This window comes from Bradyrhizobium sp. DOA1 (genome assembly GCF_001593325.1).
In the GTDB taxonomy this organism is placed as follows: Bacteria; Pseudomonadota; Alphaproteobacteria; order Rhizobiales; family Xanthobacteraceae; genus Bradyrhizobium.
Window position 1 is genome coordinate 3,744,913 of the sequence record NZ_JXJM01000001.1, and the last position, 26,256, is coordinate 3,771,168.

30 protein-coding genes and 1 tRNA gene are annotated in these 26,256 nt (G+C 61.1%); 6 read left to right on the forward strand and 25 right to left on the reverse strand.

Going from position 1 to position 26,256, the window contains the following annotated elements; all coding sequences use genetic code 11:
• Window positions 1-76: 76 nt before the first annotated feature.
• From SE91_RS17860 to SE91_RS17870, 3 genes are all read left to right on the forward strand, one after another.
• Window positions 77-1,243: an efflux RND transporter periplasmic adaptor subunit gene (locus tag SE91_RS17860; protein WP_061848506.1), complete on the forward strand. Its 1,167-nt coding sequence runs from the start codon at window positions 77-79 to the stop codon at window positions 1,241-1,243.
• Entirely contained in the window at window positions 1,240-4,386 is a 3,147-nt protein-coding gene (locus SE91_RS17865; protein ID WP_061848507.1) for a multidrug efflux RND transporter permease subunit, read from the forward strand. The genes SE91_RS17860 and SE91_RS17865 overlap by 4 nt, the downstream gene beginning before the upstream one ends.
• Window positions 4,387-4,450: 64 nt before the next feature.
• A complete protein-coding gene (locus SE91_RS17870) occupies window positions 4,451-5,020 on the forward strand; it encodes an invasion associated locus B family protein (protein WP_061848508.1) in 570 nt (189 codons plus the stop codon).
• 9 nt (window positions 5,021-5,029) lie between these two features.
• Here SE91_RS17870 and SE91_RS17875 read toward each other — a convergent pair whose 3' ends face one another.
• Complete coding sequence (locus tag SE91_RS17875) at window positions 5,030-5,392, reverse strand: DUF1428 domain-containing protein (protein WP_061848509.1); 363 nt, start codon at window positions 5,390-5,392, stop codon at window positions 5,030-5,032.
• Between the two features lie 360 nt (window positions 5,393-5,752).
• On the opposite strand from SE91_RS17875, the gene SE91_RS17880 reads away from it, so the two are divergent.
• Complete coding sequence (locus tag SE91_RS17880) at window positions 5,753-7,537, forward strand: site-specific integrase (RefSeq protein ID WP_061848510.1); 1,785 nt, start codon at window positions 5,753-5,755, stop codon at window positions 7,535-7,537.
• On the opposite strand, the gene SE91_RS17885 is transcribed toward SE91_RS17880, so the two are convergent.
• The 4 genes from SE91_RS17885 to SE91_RS17895 all read right to left on the reverse strand — a co-directional run bounded on the left by SE91_RS17885 (window position 7,534) and on the right by SE91_RS17895 (window position 9,417).
• A complete protein-coding gene (locus SE91_RS17885; protein WP_061848511.1) occupies window positions 7,534-8,454 on the reverse strand; it encodes a hypothetical protein in 921 nt (306 codons plus the stop codon). The two genes, SE91_RS17880 and SE91_RS17885, sit on opposite strands and share 4 nt — an antisense overlap.
• A 58-nt stretch (window positions 8,455-8,512) precedes the next feature.
• Entirely contained in the window at window positions 8,513-8,722 is a 210-nt protein-coding gene (locus SE91_RS36360) for a hypothetical protein (protein WP_156489664.1), read from the reverse strand.
• Complete coding sequence (locus SE91_RS17890) at window positions 8,719-8,958, reverse strand: hypothetical protein (RefSeq protein WP_061848512.1); 240 nt, start codon at window positions 8,956-8,958, stop codon at window positions 8,719-8,721. Before SE91_RS17890 ends, SE91_RS36360 begins: the two co-directional genes overlap by 4 nt.
• A 231-nt stretch (window positions 8,959-9,189) precedes the next feature.
• Window positions 9,190-9,417, reverse strand: a complete 228-nt coding sequence (locus SE91_RS17895; RefSeq protein WP_061848513.1) for a hypothetical protein — start codon at window positions 9,415-9,417, stop codon at window positions 9,190-9,192.
• Window positions 9,418-9,678: 261 nt separating this feature from the next.
• Here SE91_RS17895 and SE91_RS17900 point away from each other — a divergent pair, with 261 nt between their 5' ends.
• Window positions 9,679-10,410 (forward strand): hypothetical protein, encoded by a 732-nt coding sequence (locus SE91_RS17900; RefSeq protein WP_061848514.1) that lies wholly within the window; start codon window positions 9,679-9,681, stop codon window positions 10,408-10,410.
• A gap of 403 nt (window positions 10,411-10,813) precedes the next feature.
• Here SE91_RS17900 and SE91_RS17905 read toward each other — a convergent pair whose 3' ends face one another.
• From SE91_RS17905 to SE91_RS17930, 6 genes are all read right to left on the reverse strand, one after another.
• Window positions 10,814-11,584: a hypothetical protein gene (locus SE91_RS17905; protein ID WP_156489665.1), complete on the reverse strand. Its 771-nt coding sequence runs from the start codon at window positions 11,582-11,584 to the stop codon at window positions 10,814-10,816.
• 113 nt (window positions 11,585-11,697) lie between these two features.
• Window positions 11,698-13,950: a hypothetical protein gene (locus SE91_RS17910; RefSeq protein ID WP_061848516.1), complete on the reverse strand. Its 2,253-nt coding sequence runs from the start codon at window positions 13,948-13,950 to the stop codon at window positions 11,698-11,700.
• On the reverse strand, window positions 13,950-14,258 hold the full coding sequence (locus SE91_RS17915; protein WP_061848517.1) for a gene transfer agent family protein: 309 nt from the start codon (window positions 14,256-14,258) through the stop codon (window positions 13,950-13,952). Before SE91_RS17915 ends, SE91_RS17910 begins: the two co-directional genes overlap by 1 nt.
• A complete protein-coding gene (locus tag SE91_RS17920) occupies window positions 14,251-14,643 on the reverse strand; it encodes an HK97-gp10 family putative phage morphogenesis protein (protein WP_061848518.1) in 393 nt (130 codons plus the stop codon). The genes SE91_RS17915 and SE91_RS17920 overlap by 8 nt, the downstream gene beginning before the upstream one ends.
• Before the next feature lie 3 nt (window positions 14,644-14,646).
• Window positions 14,647-16,245, reverse strand: a complete 1,599-nt coding sequence (locus tag SE91_RS17925) for a terminase large subunit (RefSeq protein WP_197489481.1) — start codon at window positions 16,243-16,245, stop codon at window positions 14,647-14,649.
• Window positions 16,217-16,621, reverse strand: coding sequence for a phage terminase small subunit P27 family (locus tag SE91_RS17930; protein ID WP_061848520.1), 405 nt, complete (start codon window positions 16,619-16,621; stop codon window positions 16,217-16,219). Before SE91_RS17930 ends, SE91_RS17925 begins: the two co-directional genes overlap by 29 nt.
• Before the next feature lie 47 nt (window positions 16,622-16,668).
• Here SE91_RS17930 and SE91_RS17935 point away from each other — a divergent pair, with 47 nt between their 5' ends.
• Window positions 16,669-17,394 carry a hypothetical protein gene (locus SE91_RS17935; protein WP_061848521.1) on the forward strand — a complete coding sequence of 242 codons (726 nt, stop codon included), beginning with the start codon at window positions 16,669-16,671 and terminating at the stop codon, window positions 17,392-17,394.
• Between the two features lie 5 nt (window positions 17,395-17,399).
• On the opposite strand, the gene SE91_RS17940 is transcribed toward SE91_RS17935, so the two are convergent.
• From SE91_RS17940 to SE91_RS18005, 14 genes are all read right to left on the reverse strand, one after another.
• The gene (locus tag SE91_RS17940) at window positions 17,400-17,717 is read right to left on the reverse strand and encodes a head-tail adaptor protein (RefSeq protein WP_061848522.1); all 318 of its coding nucleotides are present in this window, start codon (window positions 17,715-17,717) and stop codon (window positions 17,400-17,402) included.
• Complete coding sequence (locus SE91_RS17945) at window positions 17,714-18,136, reverse strand: DUF3168 domain-containing protein (RefSeq protein ID WP_061848523.1); 423 nt, start codon at window positions 18,134-18,136, stop codon at window positions 17,714-17,716. Before SE91_RS17945 ends, SE91_RS17940 begins: the two co-directional genes overlap by 4 nt.
• 1 nt (window position 18,137) lies before the next feature.
• Complete coding sequence (locus tag SE91_RS17950; RefSeq protein WP_061848524.1) at window positions 18,138-18,425, reverse strand: head-tail connector protein; 288 nt, start codon at window positions 18,423-18,425, stop codon at window positions 18,138-18,140.
• A gap of 17 nt (window positions 18,426-18,442) precedes the next feature.
• On the reverse strand, window positions 18,443-18,799 hold the full coding sequence (locus tag SE91_RS17955) for a hypothetical protein (RefSeq protein ID WP_061848525.1): 357 nt from the start codon (window positions 18,797-18,799) through the stop codon (window positions 18,443-18,445).
• Window positions 18,796-19,125 (reverse strand): HNH endonuclease signature motif containing protein, encoded by a 330-nt coding sequence (locus SE91_RS17960; protein ID WP_061848526.1) that lies wholly within the window; start codon window positions 19,123-19,125, stop codon window positions 18,796-18,798. Before SE91_RS17960 ends, SE91_RS17955 begins: the two co-directional genes overlap by 4 nt.
• On the reverse strand, window positions 19,125-19,697 hold the full coding sequence (locus SE91_RS17965) for a hypothetical protein (protein ID WP_061848527.1): 573 nt from the start codon (window positions 19,695-19,697) through the stop codon (window positions 19,125-19,127). The genes SE91_RS17960 and SE91_RS17965 overlap by 1 nt, the downstream gene beginning before the upstream one ends.
• Window positions 19,698-19,708: 11 nt before the next feature.
• On the reverse strand, window positions 19,709-20,842 hold the full coding sequence (locus SE91_RS17970; RefSeq protein ID WP_061848528.1) for a phage major capsid protein: 1,134 nt from the start codon (window positions 20,840-20,842) through the stop codon (window positions 19,709-19,711).
• 17 nt (window positions 20,843-20,859) lie between these two features.
• Window positions 20,860-21,444: an HK97 family phage prohead protease gene (locus tag SE91_RS17975; protein ID WP_349540751.1), complete on the reverse strand. Its 585-nt coding sequence runs from the start codon at window positions 21,442-21,444 to the stop codon at window positions 20,860-20,862.
• Window positions 21,347-21,664, reverse strand: coding sequence for a gene transfer agent family protein (locus tag SE91_RS17980; RefSeq protein ID WP_061848530.1), 318 nt, complete (start codon window positions 21,662-21,664; stop codon window positions 21,347-21,349). The genes SE91_RS17975 and SE91_RS17980 overlap by 98 nt, the downstream gene beginning before the upstream one ends.
• On the reverse strand, window positions 21,664-22,341 hold the full coding sequence (locus SE91_RS17985; RefSeq protein WP_061848531.1) for a tail assembly protein: 678 nt from the start codon (window positions 22,339-22,341) through the stop codon (window positions 21,664-21,666). The genes SE91_RS17980 and SE91_RS17985 overlap by 1 nt, the downstream gene beginning before the upstream one ends.
• A complete protein-coding gene (locus SE91_RS17990) occupies window positions 22,341-23,573 on the reverse strand; it encodes a phage portal protein (RefSeq protein ID WP_061848532.1) in 1,233 nt (410 codons plus the stop codon). The genes SE91_RS17985 and SE91_RS17990 overlap by 1 nt, the downstream gene beginning before the upstream one ends.
• A 229-nt stretch (window positions 23,574-23,802) precedes the next feature.
• A tRNA-Gln gene (locus tag SE91_RS17995) sits at window positions 23,803-23,876 on the reverse strand.
• A gap of 213 nt (window positions 23,877-24,089) precedes the next feature.
• Window positions 24,090-25,061, reverse strand: a complete 972-nt coding sequence (locus tag SE91_RS18000; RefSeq protein WP_061848533.1) for a Bug family tripartite tricarboxylate transporter substrate binding protein — start codon at window positions 25,059-25,061, stop codon at window positions 24,090-24,092.
• Window positions 25,062-25,125: 64 nt separating this feature from the next.
• Entirely contained in the window at window positions 25,126-26,256 is a 1,131-nt protein-coding gene (locus SE91_RS18005; protein ID WP_197489483.1) for an iron-containing alcohol dehydrogenase, read from the reverse strand.

Consider the following 26,256-nt stretch of genomic DNA (forward strand, 5'->3'; position numbering starts at 1 on the left):
ATTATACAAGCCCGCTGGAACCGTACGATTGCCCCATAATTCGTAAGTTAGGGCACAAGAGCCGACACGAGACGATATGAAAAAGTCCCGGCCGATCCTCTGGATTCTGATCATCGCGGCCGTGGCCTCCGCAGGTTACTATGGGTGGGAGAAATTCGGCTCGGCCGGAACGACCCGGACAGCACTGAAGGCGCCGCCTCGGCCGTCCGCCGTGCCCGTCAGCGTTGCGCCGGTCCAGAAGACCGACTTCCCGGTCTACCTGACCGGTCTCGGCACGGTTCAGGGCTTCAATACCGTCCAGGTCCGCAGCCGGGTGGACGGGCAGATCACCAGGCTTGAGTTTAAAGAGGGCCAGATCGTCCAGCAGGGGGAGCTTCTGGTCTCGATCGATCCCCGCCCCTATCAGGCCGCGCTCGACCAGGCCAAGGCCAAGAAGGCGCAGGACGAGGCGAGCCTCGCCAACGCCAATCTCGAGCTCCAGCGCGCCATGAAGCTTGGCGAATTCTCCACCGCACAACGGGTCGACACCCAGCGCTCCACCGTCGCTCAGCTCACCGCCCAGATCGCCGGCGACGAAGCCGCGATCGTCAACGCCCAGACCCAGCTCGACTACACGCAGATCAAGGCGCCGATCACGGGCGTCGCTGGGCTCCGCCAAGTGGACGTCGGCAACATCGTCAACGCCTCGACGCAGACGGGCATCGTCACGATCTCACAGGTCGAGCCGATCTCAGTGATCTTCACGGCGCCAGAGGACCAGCTCCCCTATATCAGCGAAGGCCAGAAGGACGGCGCGCTCAAGGTCATCGCCTTCACGACGGACGGCAAGAAGACGCTGGCCGAGGGCAAGCTCGCCGTCATCAACAACCAGGTCGACACCACCAGCGGGACGATCCGGCTCAAAGCGGTGTTCGAGAACAAGGACCACGCGCTGTGGCCGGGGCAGTCCGTTTCGACGCGGCTTCTGGTGCGGACGCTGAAGGATGCCACGGTGGTTCCCGATGATGCGGTCCAGCATTCGACGAATGGTCTTTACGCTTATACCGTCAATCAGGACAACAAGGCCGAGCTGCACAAGATCAAGGTCCGTTATGCCATCGATGGACGTTCCGTCGTCGATGAAGGCCTGACCCCCGGGCAGCAGGTCATCACCGGCGGTCAATTCAAGGTCCAGCCCGGAAGCGTCGTCTCGACAGCGGTGGCGAGTTCGGATCCGGCCCAGAAAAAGGTTCGACAGGAATGATCGGCGGCGGGATTTCGGCACCTTTCATCCGTTATCCCATCGGCACCTCGCTGCTGATGGCCGGCATTCTGTTCGTCGGCCTCGTCGCCTACCCTCTGCTGCCGGTCGCGCCGCTGCCGCAGGTGGACTTCCCGACCATCCAGATCACCGCCAATTTGCCGGGCGGCAGCCCCGAGACGATGGCCTCGTCGGTGGCACAGCCGCTCGAGCGGCAATTCGCCCAGATTCCAGGCATCGCACAGATGACCTCGACGAGCTATCTGGGCACGGCGTCGATCACCATCCAGTTCGACCTCAATCGCAGCATCGACGGCGCCGCCAACGACGTCCAGGGCGCCATCAACGCGGCCAGCGGCCAATTGCCGAAGAACCTGCCCTCGCCGCCGACCTATCGCAAGGTCAACCCGGCGGACGCCCCGATCCTGCTGCTGTCGGCAACGTCCGACACGCTGCCCTTGACCAGCGTCAGCGACGCCGTCGACGCCCAGCTCGCCCAGCAGATCAGCCAGCTCTCCGGCGTCGCGCAAGTGTTCATCGGCGGCCAGCAGAAACCGTCGATCCGCATTCAGATCGACCCGGCGAAACTCGTCGCCAAAGGCCTCTCGATGGAGGACGTGCGCAGCCAGATCGCCATCACCACGGTCGATAGCCCCAAGGGCAATATCGACGGCCCCAAACGCGCGTACACGATTTACGCCAACGATCAGCTCACCGACGCCAAGGACTGGAACGACGTCATCATCGCCTATCGCAATGGCGGCCCGCTCCGAATCCGCGACATTGGCCAGGCGGTCAGAGCCGCCGAAGACGCCAAGCAGGCGGCCTGGGCCAATGGCAAGCGCGGCGTATTCCTTGTCATCTTCAAGCAGCCCGGCGCAAACGTCATCGAGACGGTCGACCGCATCAAGGCCACCCTGCCCCGGCTGGTGGCCGCCATTCCGCCCGCCATCAAAATCGAGCTGATCAGCGACCGCACCGCGACGATCCGCGCCGCGGTCGAAGACGTCCAGTTCACGCTGCTGTTGACCATCGCCCTCGTGGTCATGGTCATCTTCATCTTCCTGCGTAGCTTCTGGGCCACCGTCATTCCCACCGTGACGGTGCCATTGGCGCTATTGGGCGCGTGCGCCTTGATGTGGCCGGTCGGCTATTCGCTCGACAATTTGTCGCTGATGGCACTCACCATCGCAGTCGGTTTCGTCGTCGACGACGCCATCGTGATGCTCGAGAACATCACCCGCTACATCGAAGAAGGCTACTCGCCGATGGAGGCCGCCTTCAAGGGCTCCAAGGAAATCGGCTTCACCATCGTCTCGATCAGCATCTCGCTGGTCGCGGTGCTGATCCCCCTTTTGCTGATGGGCGGTATCATCGGGCGCCTGTTCCGCGAGTTCGCCGTGGTGTTGGCGATGACCATCTTCGTCTCGATGTTCGTGTCGCTGACGCTGACGCCGATGATGGCTTCGCGCTTCCTGCGCGCTCACGGCGAAGTCACCCACGGCAAGCTCTACCAATGGAGCGAGCGCGCCTTCGACGGCTTGCTGCGCGGCTATGAGTATGTTCTGGACCACGCCCTCGCCTGGCGCCGCACCACGCTGGCAATCTTCTTCGCGACGCTCGGATTGTCGATCTACCTGTTCGTTTTGATCCCAAAGGGCTTCTTCCCGCAGCAAGACGTCGGCCTGATCACGGCGACTTCCGAAGCCTCGCAGGACATTTCGTTCAAGGAGATGGTCAGACGCCAGGAGCAGCTTGGCAAAATCATCCTGGCCGATCCCGACGTCGCCAGTGTTGCCATGTCGATCGGCGGCAGCGGCCGCGCCGGCAACAACGGCAATCTGTACATCACGCTGAAGCCCCGCGAACAGCGCGACGCCTCGGCGCAGCAGATCATCGCACGGCTGCGCCCGCAATTCGACAAGGTCGAGGGCGCCCGCCTCTACATGCAGGCGGCCCAGGACGTCCGGCTCGGCGGCCGCCCGACCCGCACCCAGTTCGAGTTCACGCTGCAGGACGCCAATCTCGACGAGCTCAACGAATGGGCGCCGAAGATCCTCGCCAAGATGCAAACGCTGCCGCAGCTGCGTGACGTAGCGACCGACCAGCAGACGCAGGGCACCACCGTCCAGCTCAAGATCAACCGCGACACTGCCTCGCGCTACGGCATCCAGCCGCAGTTAATCGATGACACGCTGTACGACTCCTTCGGACAGCGGCAGGTGACGCAGTATTTCACGCAGCTCAACACCTACAAGGTCATCTTGGAAGTCCTGCCTGAATTGCAGGGCGATCTCGAAACCTTGAACAAGCTCTATCTGAAATCACCCTTGACCGGCGAGCAGGTGCCGCTGTCGACCTTCGCAACCTGGAGCACCGATCCGGTCCGTCCGCTGTCGATCAGCCATCAGGGCCAGTTCCCGTCGATCACGATCAGCTTCAACCTGGCTCAAGGCGTCGCGCTCGGGCAGGCAACTGAGGCCGTGCAGCGGGCGATGGCCGAGCTCGGCACGCCGCCGACGCTCAATTCCAGCTTCCAGGGCACCGCGCAGGCGTTCCAGCAATCGCTCGGCACCGTGCCGCTGTTGATCCTGGCGGCTCTCGTCGTGGTCTATCTGATCCTCGGCATTCTCTACGAGAGCTACATCCATCCGCTCACGATCCTGTCGACCCTGCCCTCGGCCGGCGTCGGCGCGCTCGCGATCCTGATGGCGGCGGGCTTCGACTTCAGCCTCATTGCATTGATCGGAATCATTCTGCTGATCGGCATCGTGAAGAAGAACGGCATCATGATGGTCGACTTCGCGATCGCGGCCGAGCGCGACGAGCACAAGACGCCGGAAGAATCGATCCGCCAGGCGGCGCTGCTGCGCTTCCGGCCGATCATGATGACGACGATGGCCGCGCTGCTGGGGGGCGTGCCGCTGATGCTCGGTCACGGCACCGGCGCGGAGATCCGCCAGCCGCTCGGCTACGCCATGGTCGGCGGCCTGATCGTCAGCCAGGCGCTGACGCTGTTCACGACGCCGGTCGTCTATCTCTATCTCGACAAGCTCAACAACTGGTTCTCGACCTGGGGCCGCTCGGGTGACGGCGAAGGCGACGAGACGCCCGCGCACGGCACGGTCAAGGAAGCCGCCGAGTAAGCTTGCGCCGCGCCTCCCGCGACGCTACAGCGGGACTTTCGGTTCACGCCAACGCGGTTTCGCCATGCTCATGCAATCCAGACTTGCCGCCCTCGCCGCCGCCGTCCTGTTGTCGAACGGCGTCGCGTTTGCCCAGCAGGGCGCCAAGAAGAACGCCGCTCCTGCTGCACCGGCCGCGCAGCCCGCGGCTGCCCCGACGCAAGCGCCGGCGGACGGCACACCGGGACAGCCCGGCTGGATCGTGCGCTGTACCAGCCCGAGCCGCGAGGCGCCGCTCGAATGCGCGATGGAGCAGAACGCGGTGCTGACCAAGACAGGCCAGACCGTGATCCTGATCAACATCCGCATCGCGCCCGATACACGCACGCCGATTGCGCTGCTTCAATTGCCGCTCGGCCTCAACCTTCCCGTCGGCGCCAAGCTCCAGGTCGACGAGGGCAAGACGTTCGATCTCCAGATCCAGACCTGCGAGAACCGAGGCTGCTACGCCTCGACGCCGGTCGCGCCCGACCTGCTCACCGCCTTGCGGTCAGGCAAGCAGCTCAGGGTCTCCTTCCAGAACATGGCCAAGGAGACGATCGCGATCCCGATGCCGCTGAACGATTTCGCGGCGGCCTACGACAAGATCAAGTAAGGGGTATCATCAGGTCACGATGTCGTTCGCCCGGAGCAGCGTCGTGAAACCGCCGTAGATCATGCGCTTGCCGTCGAACGGCATGCCGTCCATCTTCAGCCGTGGGTCCTCCATCACCTTCTTGTTGATGGCGTCGCGGCTCTCCCGGTCACGATAAACGATCCAGGCGAAGATGACGACCTCGTCCTCCTTCGCGATCACCGCGCGTGGGAACGAGGTGAGTTCGCCATAGGGAACGTCGTCACCTATGCATTCGACATAGTCGAGCGCGCCGTGCTCCATCCAGATCGCGCAGGCTGTCGTCGCCATAGCCTTGTAGGCTTCGATGTTGTCCTTGGGCACGGCGAGCACGAAACCATCGACATAGGGCATCACGGATCTCCTTGGGTTATGTGCCTCAAGGACGATGGAGTACGCGGCGATCCGACACGAAAATGCGATCTTCTGATGAGGCAAACGGTCGCGACCGGCGGCACGGCCAATCGCGCGCCCCGGCCGCGGCTTCTTTGCGCTCACCCGCTGCTGCGGGACGCCAAGCGTGCATAAGGACGACCATTCCACGCGGACTCGCAGAAGGCTCGGACGGCTATCGTCGGGGAGCTGGCTGGGGAACCTGGACCCTGGGGACCCCCAGCAAAAATTCAACAATTTCAACAAAGGCATGATTCAAAACGGCTTTTCAGGTCGAGCGGTTACGAGTAGTGGTTACGAGCCACGGTTACGAGGACTCGAATGTCGATCGCCACGAACATCCAAAAACGTCCGGGTCGCACGTCCTACTACGTCCGCGTTGGCGTGCCGCTGAAGCTCCAGCCGGTGCTCAAGCGCAAAGAGATTTGGCAGTCACTCAAGACCAGCGACCCCAGGCAGGCACGTGATAGAGCCGCGCCGGTGATCGCTTCATTCCGCGCTCGCTTCGCTGACCTGGAGCAGCGCCGAGAGCCCTCCCCGGCCGATCTTCAGACTGCCGTGTGGTCCCACTACCAAACCGGGCTCGACCAAGACGGCCGGGCGCGCGCGGCGATGCCGACCGACGCGGTGATCCAGGAAGCAAAGGGCAAGCTCGCAACCGATATCGAGGCGGGCCGCGTCCCATGGTCCGGTGATCCGTTGGTGCAGCTCAACGCGACCATTGATCTGATTGTCATGAGGGATGCGGCGAAGCTCGACCGCGAACGGCGGGCTATCCAGCTTGTCGAGTTGCGGAAGCACCTCGCCACGGGCGAGACGGCGCTGATCGAATGGAAGGCTGATGAGGTGATCCAGAGCGAGCGGCTTCTGGTCGCCAAGGGCTCGCCGGCCTATCGCGATCTATGCCAGCGATTGCAGCGCGCGCAGATCGAGGTCTTGGAGCGAGCCGCCGAACGCGACGCCGGCAACTGGGCCGGTGTCCCGTCTGACCCGATCGTCGTGCCGGCCGATCTCACGCAGGGCAAGCGGGTTGCCGCGCCGGGTGAAACCCTGATGGAGCTTTACGACAAGTTCAAAGCTGAGCGCATTGGCGACGCGCGGCCGGACACCTGGGATCAGAACCGCAAAATTGTGAAGCTATTCGCTGAATTCGTCGGCGAAGCCTCGCACGTCTCGGTGATCACGCGCAAAGCGGTGCGCAACTGGAAGCAGGAGCTGGCGCGCTGGCCGGTCAAGGCGGCGGACAGCAAGGCATTCGAGGGCATGTCGTTCCGCAAGGTGATCGAGGCGAACGAGACCGTCAAAAAGCCGACGATCAGCCAGAAGTCGATCAACAAATATCTGGCAGCGCTCGGCAGCTTTGCGCGATGGCTCTTGCAGAACGAGTATATCGACGATGACGTGATGAGCGGCATGTATCTGTCGATCGACAAGCGACGGAAGAACCGCTTCCCGTTCACAGACGATCAGCTCAAGACGATCTTCAATTCACCACTGTTCGGCACCTGCCTTGGCGACGGTGCCGAGCACAAGCCGGGCAATGTGGCGATCAGAGATTGGCGCTACTGGATTCCGTTGATCGCGATCTATTCGGGCGCACGCCTGGGCGAGCTGTGCCAGTTGCTGACAGCCGACGTGCGGCAGCTTCACGGAGTGTGGATCTTTCATATCACCGAGGTCGGCGATGAGGATGAGGACGGGTCGGCCAAATCGACCAAGACCGGCGGGTCAATGCGCGTGGTGCCGGTGCATTCCAGGCTGATCGAGCTGGGCTTCATCGACTATCATGTCAGCGTGGCCGCGCGTGGCGAGCAGCGACTATTTCCAGAAGCCGCACGCGACAAGCGCGGCTACTTCGGCGAGGCCTCGAAATTCTTCAATGGCTATTTCAAAGCCGTCGGCGTGAAAGTGGATAGGCGCGTCAACTTCCATAGCTTCCGACACAATGTCGCGGATGCCTTCCGTGCGGCGGGCTACCTCGATGAGCAGCATGGTGTGCTGTTGGGGCACACCAAGGCGAGCACGACAGGACGCTATGGCGTGCTACCAGAGGGACCGCTGCGGGATCGCGTGGCAATGATCGAGGCGATAAAATATGGCTTCTAAAAATCAACGCGGCGCTTAGCAAAGTTGACCATCGTGAAATACTTCTTTTGCATGTGTTCGAGGTATTCCACCATGGGCCCCGAAATATACACGGGCTCGCCAGCCTGGGTGCCATCTTCATCAATCGGCAAGATAGAAAGGGGCGCAGGATATTGAGGGTTCGGAACGCAACTAGTGAAGCGGGCCTCGCTTGTCGCCAATTGTGCGACCCAGGCCCTTCTCTTTGAATCCGTCATTTTTCGGAACTTGTCGTGGACCGCTGAGACGCCCTCAATGTATTCGCGAACCATCGGCTTAAATTCGATCTGCCCAAGCTGAGATATCTCCAGCAACACAGATTTTTTGAATTGGCCATCTTGAGCGAGGCGCTCACGATCGACAGTTGGTAACACTGCGAACGTCATGCTAGTCGGCTGGTCCACTCGATCCCACAACGCGTGGGTAGTGACACCATGGATAGGTAGGGCGGCATGCTGGGCGTAGTTGCGAAGCGCCTCCATCACCCGGTAAGCAAGACATGCGTCATACTGTAAATTTGTTTCCTGTTTGACTTTGGCTTCCATTTCGGCGGCGTCGTCGGCCGCAAAAATCTTCTTTATGGCCTTAGGAAGTGTGTCGAGATATAGACGAGCGGAAGTCAGTAGGTTGGCGAGCCTTCGAGCAATAAGTTTCCGTGCAGCTTGCAGTTGGTCGTAGTCGGCCCGGAAAGAGATCATCTGCTGAAGAGTGTGCTGGCTGATCGCGCTCTCCCATTCGACGTAGTTCTCGATCAGGCTCTCGTAATTTTCTTCGACGGCTGTGATCTCGTCGATACCCCCGACCGCAGAGACGCAACTGTCATACTCGGCCTTGGTGCTCGGAACGTGCTCACAAGAGCCGATCGCCGTCCCACAAATAATATATGATACTGCTGACATAAAAGCTCCCTCGCGCAATCTAAGCGCGAGGGATCGATTTGGGCAATAGGTCGCGATGCTAACGTGGCTTGGCCGTGCCGAGCTTTATTGCCGTCGCTAGCTCAGCGAGCATCCATTCCGCCGTTCCTTCGGGCGTCTTGCCCGGAAGAGGTCTGCACGGCGCGGTTCGGTATCGAGAATGCTCCAGGTAGACAAGCTGACCATCAAAATACCAATCGGCTATGAGGCCCGATTTCGGGCCGACCGTTCCCTCTAGGACGTCGCTCATGCAGCTTCCTCCAAGAGATCGAACTGTTCCTTTATCCAATCATCGATCCGTTCGAGCTCCTGGAGGGACGCCTTCTCGACCAGAGTCGGTGACGTCGCCATCATCACCCGCACATACAGAGCTCTCCATTCTTCCACTCGCCGGATTCGCTCTAGCTCCTTCACCGACGTCTTGTGCCAAAAGCTCATAACGCGATGCAACCTATCCTCCGGTGTCTCCTTCGGCTTCCTGGGCATTCACTTCTCTCCTTGTCAGCAGTTGGATTGATCGCTCCCCTGACAGATCAGCCGGCGGATGCGCCGCCGGCTGAGTCACTGACAGAGGAGAAGACGAGCAGCGCGACTAAAGCCGCTCACCCATTCGGCCCTATAGTCAGGGCGATGTAGGACAATCGGCGCTTTGCGATCACGAAGTGTTGCAGAATGTTACAAAGAGCGATGCTGCGCAAATGCCACGCGGATCAGGTTCTATTGCCGGTCGGCATGCTCCAGAGCGTCAATGATCAGGTCCCCGCGAATCTCCAGCGGCCAGATATCGCCGATCATGCCGAGCACAAGCTTGATCTCGTTCTCGCGCCACTCGTGGGCTGCGCGACTGCCCTCACTGAAGGGATTGCGGTGATCGATCGCAATCAGCGCGGTGACGAGATCGTTGTAAGTCGAGGTGGGAATGAACGTCCCAAGGTCGGTGGTCATCTGTCAGCCCATGTTGGTGATGCACGGGAATCCAGATGCGCGATTTGCGAGAAACTAGCCAGGGCAGTAAGTTCGCTAAAAGCGAAATGTAAGCCGCCACTAACTGCGAGAAGCGAATCACCCCAATGAGTTGGCCGCGCAATATTTATTTTCAAACAGCTCGCACTTACCAACATTTGGCGAAAACCGGTGGAAGCGACCGGAGCGTGCTACTCTTCCGTGCTAGAAGACTGACGACATAAGTTGAACCAGAGGCGCTCCATGCTTGATGGCTGGCCGATCATTGCGCGTTTCGTTCTTGGCGGGTTTTTGGCCGCTATCGGAGCGGTCGTCGTTCCGATGGCGGGTTACATTTTGAAGGATGCATGGGACGCTTGGAAGGCGAAGTCGCAGCCGGCGACGTCAACCAGTCAACCTGTTCAGGGGCCCGCAGCCCTTCTCTTCAAGTGCGATCTCGCGAAACTGCCCTCGACGGTTCCAGCCTCCGGGCAGGTATTCACGATGGATATCATCAGCAAGCAAGAAGTCGGCGCTGAAGCATGGGGATTAGGCACGCGCCACGGTCAGCCGGGAGAGAAGTGGGAATGGTTCAAAGAGCGCGAGATCTCGCTGGTTTCACGCTGCGATATTACCAACTACGCCGACTTCCCAATCTTCAACGTCGTTATGGTGTTCAAGCAAGAATTCCGCGCGGCCGTAGTCCCGAAAGACAATCCCGCATCCACTGTTTCGGGCGACGTAGTGGACGCTTCCGACAGAACAGTCGTGATCGATAACATTGACGCGAAGTCCACCTTCAGCTTCTACGCCTATAGCCAGAGCCGACACTTCGTGGCCGTGGAGATACCAAAGGAGGTGACCTACCTGCGTGCCGGCGGGGAAACGCGGGAGAGTGCGAAGATTCTGCCTGGGTTTCTGGCCGGCATGTCTTTCAGCCCTCGAACGGATAATAGCGGGCCGGAGACGCCTCCAGCCGGAGTCACTGTTCACTAGAACCTAAATCACGAGACAAGCCGGTGAGATGAACGCGCTAACTGCGTCACGACGTGACGAAAGCCACGCCGGCAGAGCAGAATATCGGCGGAGGAGCAATGCGATTAGCTGATGTCATCAAGGATGCACTTCGAGAGTTAGGCGGAAATGAGAGGCCCATCCATGGGAGTAAACTCATTCCCCTGGTAGAAAAACGGTGGCGTGAACTCGGACACCTTATCGAGGGTGATTTCGGCGCGCAGGTAAGATCAACAGTGCAACAATACTCCTCCGACAGCGCAACGTGGAGGAGGAGCAAGATAGACAGACCGGATTCGGAGGACATGTTCGTAATGCACAAAGAACGCGGCCGCTGGAGTGGTGCATATTCGCTGCGACCGGGAGCTACTTTGGAGGAATTGATTTAGGAGCGCATGATCCTCCGCACCTCGCTGTAGGTCCATTGCGCATCCTGTTGTAGCGGTCGGGTCATAGTGAACGCAGTGCCAATTTTGGTCGACACCCGACGCAGATTCCGCGTCGCGTAGGTTGCCCATCCGTCGTCGCGAAGCGGCTTTATTTTGATCTGGTATTGCCGGCTTCCCTTCCGGGATGCACCCCAGGCCCGGCGCATGACTTCCTTCAGAACCTCGTTTTCGGTGACGGCGCTGAAAGCACCGTGAATGTGCAGCCGGCCATCCCAATCCCGATCGATGCAGAACCAGTAAGGCAGCCGAACGCCAGCCCGGGCCAGCTGCTTGTCAAAGGACCGTTTCAGCGACTCCAGGAAGCCCCTGGGATGAGTCAGGGCCTTTTCCCGCGCCTTCTGAGTCAGATTGAACGTAAACGCATAGGCGGGCTTGTCTGCGATCTGGAGGGCCGCTGTCGCGGCCACGGCTTTGACCACGTCACCGGTAAGAGCCCACACGGGTATATTGTCGTTGGAGAGTGGTGTTACAGAGCTGTCGATAGAGAGATTAGAGGGTGTGGGGTGTGCAACTGAAGTCTCTTCGGCCAGCACGTGAGCCGGAACGCGGAAAGACGCTATCTTTGCGAGGGTTTGCTTGTCCTTGAAGGCGGATTGCCGAACCCGTTTGGGGACTTTTTTCGACCGCTTTGTGGGCTGGTTGTCCTGTGGGATCGGGCGCGCGGCGCTATACTGATCTCGTTCGGGCGTTCTATTGAGCAATGGCAACGTTCGGCACTCCTTAGAAAGCCACCGTCTTCGCCGGGCGGTGGCTTTCGCATTTCAGGTTGATCGTCCAATGACCGGATATAGCGTCCGCGAGTAGACCTTCACCGGGTTTGTTATCGCAGCACGCCGCCTGGGCGCCGCTGGGTGCGGAGTTCCTGGGCGATCAGCGACTTGATCTGATGTTGGGCTGCCTGGGCGATGGTCTCGCCCATGCGCTGATGGTCCTGCGAGGATTGCCCCGGACTCCCCTGCACCGAGACGCTGATCTGCGGCGCGATGACATTCGATGGCGCGATCATGGGCGCCGACGACGCTCCGCCGCCGGCTGAGCCGCCAACCAATCCGCCATCCGCAAACCTGGGGGCGCGGTTGATGCGCTCCAGGAGGTCGCGGTGTTTGGCGGTGGCGTGGGCGTTGACTACATACTCGCCCGGCGACAAGCGGGCCAAAACTCGGTCATCCCTGGGGCCGCCCGGTCCCGTCACGGGTCCACCATCGGCGAACGTCGGCATGGAGTAGTCGCCAACCATTATGCTGCCGGCCCCGCCGAACATGCCGCCCAGGGAGCGCATGAGTGGCTGCACGATCAGCATTTTGATCATGGCCTCTTCCATGGCGCGGACGATCGCCCGGGACATGTCAGCGAAGCCAGCCGACACGCTTTTGGTCCCATCCAGGATGTCCGCAAGACCAGTCGTCAGGCTGCTGCTCATGGTGCTGCCGATGGACCGCATGGCTTCGTTCGTCCGCATTGCGCTCGCCTCTACCGAGTTCAACGCCTCCGAAACATTCGGATAGAGGCCCCTAAGTTGTTCCGCGATTGCGACGTCGCTGGGGTCCAATAATGCCGTCTGCCCGCCGCGCCGGATTGACTGTGCGACGGTCGCCTTTTCGATGGCCTCGGTGGCTTTCCCATAGGCCTCGGTGACTTCCTCGATACGCTGACGCTGCTCAGCCGTAACCACGCCCTCGCCCTTCCCAGCGGCGGCGTTGGCCTGCATGGCGACGGTTTCAAGCTGTGCAGCCACCTTGCCGCGCTCCCGCGCGGCCGTTGTCAAATCGAGCCCGGCCGCCTCCGCCTGCAATGCGGCGATGCGCTTTTCGATGCTGTCGGCGGCTGAGCCGAGCTTGTCCACGTTGCTGCCGGTGCTGATCTTGGTCGGCGCCGGGCCGGTGCCCCGCGTCTGGTTGGGCGCCGGCGGGCCATACTGCTCCCCGTTTGCCGTCAGGGCAGTGATCTCCTTTTGCAGTCGATCGCGGTGCGCCTCCAGGTCCGCCGTCGTGCCAGCGTAGACCTGACCGATGCCGGGGATCGACAACGGTGGAAGGTTGACGCTGCCGAGCAGCCCGCCGCCTGTCCCATTCAGGCGCGCGTTGACCTGGGCGAGCGCGTCACGCTTAGCCTCCAAGTCGGTCGAGCTGGCAGGCATGCCGGGAATGCGCGGGAGCTTGTTAGTCAACTCCACGGCCTTGGAAATATAGCCGATCACGTCTGCCCATGCGCCCTTGATGTCCATCATAACGCTGGCGAGATCATCCCAGGATGGCTTTAGGGCCGTCGAGAGGCGTTGATGGGCGAGCTTGAGTTGGTCGTCGACTTCCTTCGCGCGCTCCACCAGGGCATTGCTGAAAATCCCGTCCGCGTTCGCGCTCGCATCTTTGATCGTTTGCAACATGCTTTCGGCGCTGGACTTACCCTGCCTCACCCGGTCAATGAGCTGCGAGCCGAACATCTTCTCGCCCAGGTCCAGACTGGCCGCGTGCTGGCCGATCTTGTCGAGCTGGATCATGGCCGCGAGCACAGCCTTGATCTTGTCCTCTTGGGTCTGAGCATCCCGGAACAAGACCAAGCCTTGCAACGTCTGGCCGGCGGTCTTTGCCAACGTTCCGTTGTAGACCCGAAGCGCGTGCTCTACGGCAGTGATCTTTTCCTCGCCAACGCTCCACTCGCCAATGTCGATCGGCGAGCGGTCCTTGGTTGCCTGAAACGCGTGATCTAAGGCGGATTCGAGCTCGCCCGCCTCAACTTTGAGCCTGCGCGCTTCCGCGGTGAAGGCCTGCAAGAATGCCGGCGAGACGCCAAGGTTTTGAGCCTTGTCGGCGATGTCGACCATCTGTTGCATTTGCTCACGGGCGCCGCTGATCGCGGCCGTCATGAGCTTGTAGGCGCCAACCGCCAGTGCGACCTTGCCGGCTAGATCGATAGCGCCGCGCCCCATCGTCGCAAAGATCGCGTCCTTGGCGAGGTCTTTGTTCATGTCGAGGAACTGCTTCGCGATCTGGCGACTGGCGCTCCCGGTGAGCGACGTCGTTTGCCGCAGCTGTTCCTTCAACTGGTCTAGGTTGAGCGAGACGGGAATGCGCATCAGGCAGCTCCAACAAAGAGCGCGGCCAGGACAGTGCTGGCAATGATAACGTTGGGCGCTAACGGCTTATGTCGCACATACTGGTCCAGCAGCGCCTCAACCTCGCGCTCCGCCACGCCACCGCCGATCAGTCCCAATTCGATCAGTCGCTCTACATCCTCCGGGGTGTAGTTGCCCGCCTCAAACCGCGCCAACGCAGCGGCCGGCGCTGGGCCTCGGTAGCTCATGACGCGGCGAACCCAAGGGTGCCCCAGGTCGAATTTATGGGTGCCGCCAGCCCAGGTGATCTCGCGGTAAGTCTCAGTCATTTAGAACCTCGTTTATGGCATCTTCAATTGCCCGCTGCATCTCGTCACGCATGGCGTTGTAGGTGGGGTAAAAGAACGGTCGCGCCGGCTGATGGCTTGTGCCCCATTCCATTGCATTGGCGTAATCGAATGGTTCTCCGCTGCCCTCGCGGACCTCCTTCGTGGTAAGCGGTCCGCCCGCGAGAACTACCCACTCCAATTCATTCTCGCCGGGTTCGACGCGGCAAGACTCTTCAAGGTGCCCTGTTTCATCGGGCGATTGTTCAAGGCCCTGCAACGCGTCGCGCTGGGCCTGCGACAAGCGTTCGGCCTGCTCGCGAATGACTGCCGATAGCTTTTTGGTGATCTTGTCCGGCAGATCTTCGAAGTCGTCGTTATCGGCCATGCATCACCACGAAAGTAGGTCAACAGCGTTAGGGAGATCGTAGAGCGATCTGTTGCTTTCGCCCGTCGAGGCGCGGCTAACGGCCATAGCTGTCGCGACCGCACCGTCGATACTCAGCCAGCGCTTGGATTTGTGGAACCGCACCGCATGTTGTTGTCTGTTCCGCTCAACCTCCGCGTTGGCGAAGCAGAACCGCAACACCGGATGCCCGCCATGCCGGAAGCGCCTCGCGATAATCGAGCGCTCTAGTTCCGATAGCGCGGGCATCATGAGGCTGGGGACCTGCCTGAAATCGACGACCGGCAATCCCTTTTCGAGCAATCGGGCCTGCATCATGCGTGCCATGTAAGGGTCGAAAGCGATCTCCTGCACGTTAAACCGACCGCAAAGCTCTTCGATAGTGGCTTGCACCTTATCGAAGTCGATCACGTTCCCTTCCGTCGCGGTGATCAGTCCGTCGCGTTCCCATTGGATATAAGGCGCATTCGTCTTATTCTCCCGCTCGCGAAGGTTGGCGCGCGGAACGAAGAACCATGGATGCACATCATAGCCGCCTTCATCGTCGGGCCATGCTGCCGTGACGACTGACAGGTCGGTGTTCGATGAGAGATCGACCGCAAGCCAGCACGGGCGCGAAGCGAGCGCGTCCAGGTCGACCGGCGCCTTGCCTTCGTCGTAAACCTCCATTGAAACGAAGGGACTCGAGCTGGCGTCGATCCATTGGTTCAGATTGTAGCAACAGAAATCCTCGCGATCGGCCGGCTTGTCGGCGGCCTCCGATGCGGCTTGCCGCATGCCCTTGATATCCGGGAAGCCGTATTTCAGGCCTGGGTTGACGGTGTGCCAGACCTTTTCGTCGCGCCAGTCGAACTTCGCGGGCGGCTCAAAGATGATCGGCAGATAGGCAGGGTTGACGATCTCGCCCGTCGCAACTTTCTTGGCATAGGCGTATTCCTCAAAGCCCAAGTTGTCTTGGCCACGCCCTGCCGTAGTGATGATCACTAGCAGGGTGTTAGGCACCTTGAGCAGGCCGCTCTTCAGCGCGCGCCAGAGGCGGCGGTTCTTCCACACGTGCAGTTCGTCGATGAGGACGAAATACGGCGTCTTACCTTGCTGCACGTCGCCTTCGGCCGGAATGGCCTTCAAGGTCGAGCTAGAAGCCACATGCTCAAGCTCCAATTCGGATTCGACAATATAGGTGGCCTTGGCGAGCGGCGCCGTTGCCTTCACGAAGGCCCGCGCTTCGTCAAAGGCAAGCTCAGCCTGATCCTCAGCGCTCGCGGCAAGAATGCAGGCGCCGCCGGGCACCTTCTCATGGCCGCAAGAGTGCAAAAGGCTGAGCGCAGCGCCAAACGTCGCTTTACGGGCCCCTCGGGGGATTTGAATAAACACCGTCCGCACCTCCCGATCGCCGTTGGCGTCGGAAGGCCCATAGATGCGTCGCAGAATGCGCTCCCAGAACGGCGCAAGCTCAAACGCACGCCGGGGCGCGGTCGACTTAGGATGCTTCAAAGCCCGGAAGAATTTCACAGCGCGTTCGCCGCGCCCGTGCGGGTCCGGGATGGGTGTCTGATCAAACACCCAGGTCGGATGCACTGTCATCGTCTTCCTGGTCGGTTCGAATAGCGGGGCGGTTGCGGCTTGTGGGGCTGAGGCCTAGCTCATTTCCAATAAGGCGAGCGCGGTTCATGGCGTCCGCCTGAATGCGGACGGCGGGATGCGCGCGTAAGCCGCGCTCGGTCATGACCACGCTCCCTTCGCAAGCGATGATCTTCTGCATCTCTCTGACTTGGCCGGTCGCCGTGCAATAGTGCTCCAAGCTCGTGAGATCGGTATCTGTCAAGATGCGGCGATCAATGAGGATTGGTGCAACGCGGCGCCATTCGGCTTTGGCGTGCTTGCTCAACCAAGCCGGCGGCTTGGTCGAGGCGTTTAGCGCGCTAGCGTCGCCGACAAGCTGTGGTTTTCGGCCTTTCATGCCGCAACCCTCTCGACAAACGGCGGGACAGCCGGCAACGTTGCCGCATGAATCAACGCTACGATCTTTTTGCCGTTTCTCTCCTGCTGTTCATCGCGCTGTTGGCGGGAGCCTTGACCTTGGCGCCGATCAGCCTTGAAGGCATTTCGCGGTGGCAAACCTTGATAGGAGGCGCCATCGGGGGCACCATCACCGGTCTGGGGCTTCTCGTGGCCACCATGAACGTGACCCGGCAACTCCGGCTGACCGCCAGAGGAAAAGAGCAGGACAGGTTGGAAAAGGAGCTTCCTGGTCTGCGTGCGGCCGCACACTTGCTCGCCCGCATTTCTAACGCGCTTGAAAAGGAAGCGAGCGGGACGAAAGTCCTCACGGAGCTGGGTGAGCGCGGCTTTGACAAAGATAAGCCCGGCGATTTCATCCTCCAGGTCGTCGATGCACTTCCCACCACGCCCGACGCAACAAAGCGCGAACTGGCAATCGAATTGTTCAAGCTGCGTGCTAGCGCGTCCCGCGTAATCCAGAAAGAATGGGCTTTCAACGCCTCGCGCAATCACCTTACGAGAACCCCGGCCATGCATCAGGACAGGACGGATGCAGAAGCGGCACTCACAACGTTGCATGATGAAATGGAAGACGCGCAGGAGCGATTTAAAGAGGCGCTTACTGAATTCGAGGCTTACCGCGAAAGACTGATCGCGCTCGGAAAAAGTGAGGCCCAAAAATATCAAATCCTCCGCCGAGAACAGGAGAAGCATTTGGCCCTTCCTCACTGACGGGATCATGCGCCGACCCGCTGACAGGTCACGTCCATGCCGACACGCCGGCCGATCTCGGTGATGCCAGTGATCTCGAAATGCTTTTCCTCGTAGAGCAGCCGATCATTGAGGCTCAGGCTGGCGAAGTAATACATGCGGAGGGTCAACACCGCGTCCGTGGTGTGCCCGCGCGCGCCCTCCCGGTCGTCGGTGGCGTTCTTGAGGAGTTGCGCCCGCATGGTGGCGAACGTGGTCCAGGCCTCTACGGGCGTGCCGTAGTGGTCCAGGCCGGTGGTGCGGCGCTGGATTTCAATGACGCGGTCAAGGCTGCCGGCCCTCATGCCGCCCTCGCTTGGACGATCGCCGCGACCGTCACAACGCCATGGCTGAATGAACCGAAGCTGTCCCGAAGGTAGCGGGTCTGGGTGGCCTGCATGTCGTGGACGGTGAAGCCTTCGATCGGCAGCACGCCATCAGCCTGGGCATCGATCCGAAGCGCCCCGACAATGGCCGACACGGCTTCCTTGCACTGGACCAAGCCCGGCTCTTGGAACCAGACGTGCAAAGTCGCGAAAGAAGTCGCGCCCCAACGCCGCAGGATCGATTGCCCTTCGCCGATGTAGACAGCCGGCATGATCTCCGGTCGGCCATTGGCGTCCATCACATGGTCAGCCTGGACCAGGGCCATCAGCTCTGGGCTCGCAATCAGGCGTGCTCGGATGGCCTTTTGGAGTGCCAAAGAAGGGTCAGAAGTCGTCATTTCAGAAGCAGAACGCGCGATAAGGGGCCAGCAAATCGAGGAAGCCGAAGGGCAATTCCTGAGCGGTGACGCCAACCAGGGTCGCCTCGCGATTGGCGTAGAGATGCCCAACCAGCTGTAGCGTAGCCTCGCGGATCGGCGCTGGGGCCGTGTCCGCGTCCGGATCGGAGGCCGTATAGGCGCCAACCCAGGCCTTTGCCGCCGCCAACTTGTCGGTAAGCAAGGCGTCGTCGGCGTCCAGGGTGACGTTCAAGTGGGCTTTGGCTCGGTCGAGGGTGATGCCGGGCATGGTCAGAAAAACTCCAATTAGACGCGGTCCTGCACGACCCGGGGGCACCGGTCGTTCGCGCTTTTGTTGATGTTTTCACCCACCCCCCGGGTATGCCTCGCCGAGAAGCGGACGCGGCGCTGCGGCATGCGCTCAGGCATGGGCTGATCGTTCTTTTCGGCCTCTGCGATCAAGGGCAGCGCATGCTTGCGCACCTTGATCGGGTCCAGCTCTGCGAGGCTGCAAACGTCCTCAAAGTCGCTGTTCGGCTCAGTCAGCCATTCGCGGGTGCGCATCTGGTCGAGGCGAATGGAACGACGCTTGGTCGAGAGAGGTAGGGTTGCATCCGTGATCGCTTGCTGGATCACGGCGCGCCAAAGGGCCTTGTCGCTCATTGCTGGCGCTCCTGAGACTGCTTGCTGCTGTTGTGGTGATGGGCGCAAAGAGGTTGCCAATTGCCTTTGTCCCAGAACTTGGCCTTGTCGCCGCGATGCGGTGTCTTGTGATCGACCACGACGGCGGGCTTGCCGCACATGACGCAATGCGAGTGCTTATCGAGGAAGCTACGGCGCGCCTGCTTCCACTTGCTGTCATAGCCGCGATCGTTGGCGCTGGGCCTACGCTGGTCGGCCTCTGCCTTTTGCCTGATCTGGCATTCACAGAGGTCGGTTGCCGATATGATCTTGCCGCAGCGACACACGCGGCGCGGTTTCCAGGCCATCAGCGCGGCCTCGAATGGTTGGTGAGATCGCCGATCGCGTTGAGATCGGCCTTGACGTTGCCAAGCTCAGAAGCTTCCGCAGTTTGTTCCTTGCTGCCGAACAGGGCCTTGAGCATGTCCATGCGGCCCTTTTGAGCGTTGATGATCTCGGAAACCGTTGCTTCCCAGGTGTCATCGGGCGTCCAGCCAAGCCAGCCGGTGCCGATCTGGAAAAGCTGGGTGAAGTATTCATCGAATGGAAGCGGCTTGCCCGTCTGCGGCTTGTCGCTGGCCTTGTCGTCGGCCCCAGCGAGCAGCATGACGAATTCGATCAGGTCACCGGTTGCGGCCAAGAGGTCGCGCACGACAGCACCATTGGCCGGCAGGGCATATTTGCCCCAGGCCTTCGCGTCGACGATGGTCGCGCTGATGATGTCTAGGGCGGCGGTCAGGCTTCCTTCGGCGAGATGGCGCGAAAGGTTATGGAAGCCGTCATAGCGTTCGTAGAGGATGAATGCGGCTCGCAGCGACGGCTTCAGGTCAAAGGACCTGTCTCCAAGCTGGAGGCTGAAGGTATTCGCTGCGAGCCGCATAGTTGCTTTCCTTAGGTCGCCGAGACCTTGAGCTTCACAAAGCGATCGGGATGGGTCACGTCGGCGCCGACGCGCTTGCGCGCGTGGAAGCGGACTTGGCCCTTGGTCGCCAGCGTGTAGGGGTCGCGAAGGATCGAAATGCCGACGCGGTCCACGATGCGGTAACCCTTGAGGTCGCCGAACATGACCGGGAAGGCATTGGCCGCAATGTCGGGCATATCGACTGCTTCGACGATCGGGCGGCCCAGCAAGGTCGTGGGCGCGCCTTCCGAAATGGGGTCGAGGACGAGATAGCGGCCCATGCCGTCCTTCCAAAGGCGGATAGCACCGAGCGTGTTGCGGTTCATGAGCCACACGCCATTCTGAGCATGAACGCCCGGGAGCTTGTGGAACATGTTGATCAGCACGTCAGCCGGCGTTGAGGTCGGGAAGTTGGTGGCGTTGCCGGTGACGACGGTGGTGATGCCGGCGGCAGTCAGCAGGCCCATCGGCTGAGTGGTGCCGTTGCCCTTGACGAAGTGGGTGCCCTCGCCAATGCCGAAAGCCTCACCGAACTCCGAGTGAAGTTCGCCCTCGATGCCATAGGCGTTGTCTTCGAGCAGCCAGTTGGAAATGTCCGTAAAGGTCGCATACTCAAACGGAGTGATGCCGATCTGCTCATACGACGGCTCGCTTCCGGTGCGGTCGTCGGTTTCGCCGACAATCACAGCGGCCGGGCTGCCGGTGCGCCGGGGATACTTGACCTGACCAGCGCCAATGGTGCGGACGTTCGCATACTGACGGATGGGCGAGAACTGGCGCAGCAGTTTCAGGATTTCGTTGCCGAATTCCGGCGGTGCGATCGCAGTGTTGTTGCTGACGACCAGCGACTTCTTTTCGAGATCATCCATCTTGTCGGCGCCGCCGCGAAGGAAAGACTCGAACGCCTTGGTTTCGATCTTCGACTCATTGTCGTTCGCCGCACGATTGGCCGGGCGATTGATCTTGGCCTCGATACGGTCCAACCGCTCGGTGAGCTTGGTGTTGTCGTTGGCAGCCTTCGTTTCGAGGGCCGCCTTCAGCTCTGCCAGCTCTTTCGCCACAGACGCGATCGGATCGTCGGCCTCGCCGGTGTCTTTAAATTCGAGTGCGTTCGAAGTCTTCATTGGGTGGTCCATAGCTCCTAGGATTTCAGCGTTGCCGTGAAACGCTTGATGAGATCGGCCGCCGCGAGTGCGGCGTCATAGTTCTTCGCGGCAGTGATACGCGCGCGCGGATGGCTGGGATTGCGGACGACGCTGATCTCGTAGAGATCGAGCGCGGCGATGACGCGGTTTCGGCCCTGCTGGGTCGAGGCCTTCGTCTTGAAGCCAATCGACAAGCCGGAGACCAGGCCACTTTTGACCATGCCGAGCACCGTTCGGGCTCGCGGCTGGTCCATGTGGAGCTTGCCCTTTACGACCAAGCCGTCCGCTGTCTCCGCTGCATCAGTCCAGGTCCCGATGAGGTCAGCCGGATTGTGCTGGAATAAAATCGGAAGCTCATTCGAGACGAAATTGAATGCGCCTTTGACGATCAGATCGCCGGCCGTGTCTGGTTCGCCAAACGGCCATGCGGTGCCAGTGATCTCTCCCGCATCGGTGACACTGAGCGAAGCTTTGATTTCGAGCTTATCCATTGCTTGTCTCATGAGGTTTGCCGAAAAGCGTTCGCTCCAGGATTTTCGTGGCGAGGTCGTAGGTTTCGGCGAGCGGCCGGCCGTCGACATACGCCACGATCAGTTCATGGGCGCGCTTGGGGGATGTGTCGCCGCCGATGAGCGCGAGCCGTATAGTTTCGGTAAGGTCGGCCTGAGCGAAGTTGCGCGCGAACAGCCGAGTGGCGATGCCGCCGATGGGACCGCACTTGGTCTCAAGCTCGCGAATGAGTGCCGGCGTGAGCTTGAACGTGTGCTCGCCGTCGCCAAAGAACGTGATGAGATCAGCCATCAGCCGGCCTCCCCAAAAGCGGTCTCGATTGAGCCGGCGCTGTCGGCATAGACGCTGATGTCTTCAACGTCGGACCACGCTTGAACCGGCGTAGATCCGACAAAGCACTCGCCGTAGATCAGCGGAATAGCGTCGCCTTGCCTGCCTGAGTTGCCGATGTTGCCGCCGTTGACGCTGAGACCGTTGGAAGCTTGGGTTTGCTCGCCGGCCGGTTTGGTGAGCAGCGTTGACGCGCCAGCCAAGGCGAGGCCCAGGCCCAGCGCGGCTACCGTGCCGTAGCTCATGCCGCCGACCAGCGGAATTCCGCTCAGCGCACCGATAGGCGTGGCAAGCATGCCGCCGGATAGGAAGATCGCGCCGCCGACAAGAGCGGCACCGAGAACAATCTTGGTGGTGCCCTTGGCCGCTTCGTTCTTGGCACCCTTTACGACCGGGATCATGTGCAAGTCAGCGTGGCCGAGGTTGAACTGATTGATCAGGTCGATGTCGAGCTGCATCCCGTTGCGCTTGTCGCCCCGGACGATCCGGTAAGACCCGCGCTCAATTGCTTTCACGAAGCGACCGGGGAAGGCGCAGTTGAGCGCGCGCAGCGCTTCAGCGGCCGTCGCTACGTCAAACTGATAGGAAGCGCCGAATTCCTTGCCGAGCCTGCCGTGCAGGTGGATGGTGCGAAGCATCAGGCCGCCTCTTGATCGTTAGTGTTGCTGTTGAGCTTGCCGCCGGCATGAGCGGATGAGGTGTTGAAGTTTTCGAACACGTCGCCGCCCTCATAGGCCGGGAGACCAAAGCCCATCTGTCGGGCTTCGTTCGGGTTGAGCACGCGCGACGATACAGCGGTGCTCATTGCTTGCGCTCGCGTGAGGAGATCGGCGCGCGCAAATCCATCCAAGTTGAATTCGATGCAATACTGGTCGCGCTCTTCCGGCGTGAGCAGCTTCAATTCAAGCTCTTGCTCGAAAGCCTTGAGGCGGGGCAACAAGGCTTGCGACAAAAATTCTTGGCCGATCGATTCAATCGAGCGCGGCTGAGCACGATCGACCTGCATCAACATGTGCAACGGGACGCGAAATAATCTCGCGATTTCCGCCACGGCATACGTCCGCATTTCGATGAATTGACTATCGACGCTATTGAAAGCACGCGGCTCCCACGAAGCGTCAGAAGGAATCACGGCAGTGCCACCGCCGTTGTCGCCGCCTTGAGAAGCTTGCCAGGCAGCTTTGGCCGCCTTGAGCGTCGCTTCGGTCACGTTGCCCTTGAGGGACAGCACGCCGCTGGGGCGCGCCATGTTGCCGAACAGGCGCGATGCATGACGCTCAAGCACAAGCGCCAGTGCAATGGCCTCGCGACCTTCGCCGACCAGGCCCTTGCGCTGATCGTAAGCCGGGGACGGGATATGGATCAGGTCGGCGGCAGCGATCTCGCGACCATTCACCTTGTAGGTCGGTTCAATCTCGCTGTCATCGACGGCAACCGGTGTGCTCCTGGGATCAAGCCGGATCAGTTCTGCGGCCTTGCCGCCATCAACGCGAATGATTTGCGCGAACGCGCCGTGCGGCTGCAAAAGCGCGTCGGCCATAAGCTGGGTGCGAAACAGCGCGGCTGGAGCGAAGCTGTTCGGGGCGTCGTGGAGGAGCGTGTAGAGGGGATGGCCGGTGGCCTTCTCTTTGCCGCCGTCCGCGAGCCGCTTGTAAATGTGAAGGGGAAGCGAGCCTGCCGGCTCAGAGATCGAACGCACTGCGCACGCGACCGGCGCGCACGTCATGGCGCTGTAGGGCGTGACGGTCACGCCGGCCAAGGTCGGCGTCGCGCCGAACAAATCGAAATAGAAGCCGCTGCCGTCAGCGAGGCTGGGCGCGGCTTTGGCCTCGATACCGAGAAGGGATTTGAAACGGGACGCGATCGACAAAAGAGCACAAACAGAGGTTGGCCCGCTGGGTTAGGCGAGCGGTGGAACGGTTCTCTGTGTGCTTTTGTTTCGGAGCAGCCTCCGAACGCGCAATTATCTTGCGCAAAGATTGTGGCAAAATTGAGTCGCTGGCTACCCCTGCTGGTGCCGACAAGCGGTTACGAATGGCACCGACTTTGCGCGCAGCGTTTCCGCCTAACTATTTGATTTGTCTATTGAAACGGCTAAGTGGCTGGGGAACCTGGATTCGAACCAAGACAAACAGAGTCAGAGTCTGTTGTGCTACCGTTACACCATTCCCCAAGGAATAGTCGAACAAATTCAATAACTTGCTGATTTGCCCGACTGTCGCCGAAAGCGCGTTTGGCGCAAATCACGGCTCAGGCGTGGCAGCGTTCTACCTGCTCGGCCCTGGGCTGGCAAGCGCTCCGGTGAATGGGTCGTGTCTCCTCAACAGCTGCAGGAGACCCGACCCTTCAGACGCCCCGCTGGCGAGTTGGCGCAGGGACTCGGGATCTAATCCAGCTTGATGTTCGCGGCCTCGATCACTTTCTTCCATCGCGCCGTCTCCGTTGCGATGTAGGCCGCGAACGGCTCGGAATCCAGCGCGACCGCGGTGGCACCGAGCTCGGCCATCTTCTGCACCGTCTCCGGCTGCTGCATGAAGGCACGGATCTCGGCCGAGAGCTTCTCGACGATCGGCTTCGGCGTTCCCGACGGCACGAAGAAGCCGTGCCAGGCGACGGCTTCGAAGCCCGGCAGAAATTCGGCAACGGCTGGAACTGCCGGATCGAAGTTGGCGCGTTTCGGAGTTGCGGTCGCGAGCATCGCGAGCTGCCCGGTCTTCACTTGCGGCAGCAGCAGCGGCACGTTGTCGAAAGCGAGGTCGATCTGGCCGCTGAGCAGGTCGGTCAGCATCTGGCTCGAGCCCTTGTAAGGCACGTGCACCATCTTGGTGCCGGTCATCTGCTGGAACAGTTCGGCGGCAAGATGCTGCGACGTGCCAACCCCGGCCGAGCCGAACGAGATCTTGTCCGGGTTTGCCTTGAGATAGGCGATCAGCTCCGGCACCGTGCGCGCCTTGATCTTGTTGGGGTTCACGACGAGGACGTTGGGCACGATGCTGATCTGGGCGACCGGCAGCAGATCCTTGTCCGGCTGGTAGCTGAGCTTCGGCCCATAGAGCGACGGATTGATCGCGAGCGCGGACGTGCTGGCAACGCCGAGCGTAATGCCATCGGGCGCCGACTTCGCCAGCCGCGTCACGCCGAGGATGGAGCCGGCGCCGCCGACATTCTCGACCACGAAAGGCTTGCCGAGCTTCGCCTGCAAATGGTTCGAGACCATGCGGGCGAGGATGTCGGCGGTGCCACCGGCAGCGAAGGGAACGATCACCGTCACCTGCTTAGAGGGATAACCATCCTGGGCCTTTGCCGGCGAGGCCGCCAGCAGCACGAGTGAGGCAAGAACAAGCCACGTCGATCTCATCGAAGTTTCCTCTGTTTTCAATGTTGTTGATTGGTAGCCGCGCGCGAGCGAGCGGCGAAGAAGGCTAGAACGCGACCTCGTACATGTTCAGGATCGCATGCCGGCCGAGGTCGCGCGGATTGTTGTCGAGCAGGCGGCGAATGGCGTGGGCCTCATCCGCCATCACCGCGAGATCGGCGCGGGGCACGCCGAGCGCCGACAACCGCATCTCGATGCCGAGATCGGCGCAGAACCTGTAGGTTGCCTCGAACGCCAGCTTTGCATCGCCCCGCTCCGGTAACCCGAGCGCCCGGAGCACTGCGACGGTCTTCGCCTCCACCGCCGGCATGTTGAAGGCCAGCGTGTGCGGAAAGATCACGGCGCAGGCTAGGCCATGGGCGATATGATGGCGCGTGCCGAGCGGATAGGCGACCGCGTGACCGGCAGTGGTATTCACCGGTCCGAGGCAATAGCCGCCATAGAGCGAGGCCAGTGCCAGGCCCGCACGCGCCTCACGATCGCCGCCATCGGCCACTGCCCGCTCGAGATACTGCCCGACCAGCCGCGCACCTTCGAGCGCGTAGAGGTCGATCGTCGGATGCGCCTTGCGGCTGGTATAGGCCTCGACACAATGCGCCAGCGCGTCGACGCCGGTCGCCGCCGTGACTTCTTTCGGCACTGTCATCGTCAGATCGGGATCGACGATCGCGATGTCGGCCAGCATGAAGCGGCTCTGCACCGCCTGCTTGTTCTGGCTGACCGGATCAGTGACGAGCGCGCGGGTGCCCGCCTCACTGCCGGTCCCCGACGTGGTCGGGATCTGCATCAGCGCTACGCTGCGACCGGCCACCTTCTCCGGCCCGACGATGTCCGCGAAGGCCACATCGCTCGTGCACATCACCGCGACCAGCTTGGCCAGATCCATCGCGCTGCCGCCGCCGAAGCCGACGACGAGATCGGGCTTGAGATCCTTCGCCATCGCCACTGCCTTTTGGAGGTTGGGCAGGTCCGGCTCCGGCTTCACGTCGCCGAACACTTTCACCGTGCCCGGCAGCGCCAGCGTGTCGACACGGCGGGCGTTGAAAGCGTCGGAAATCACCAATGGCCGTCTTGCGCCGATCCGTTCGGCGAAGCGTGCCGCAGCGGCAATCGTGCCGCAGCCGAATTCGAGGACGGTCGGACGAAGGATCTCGATGGGCGCGAAGGCATTGGTCAT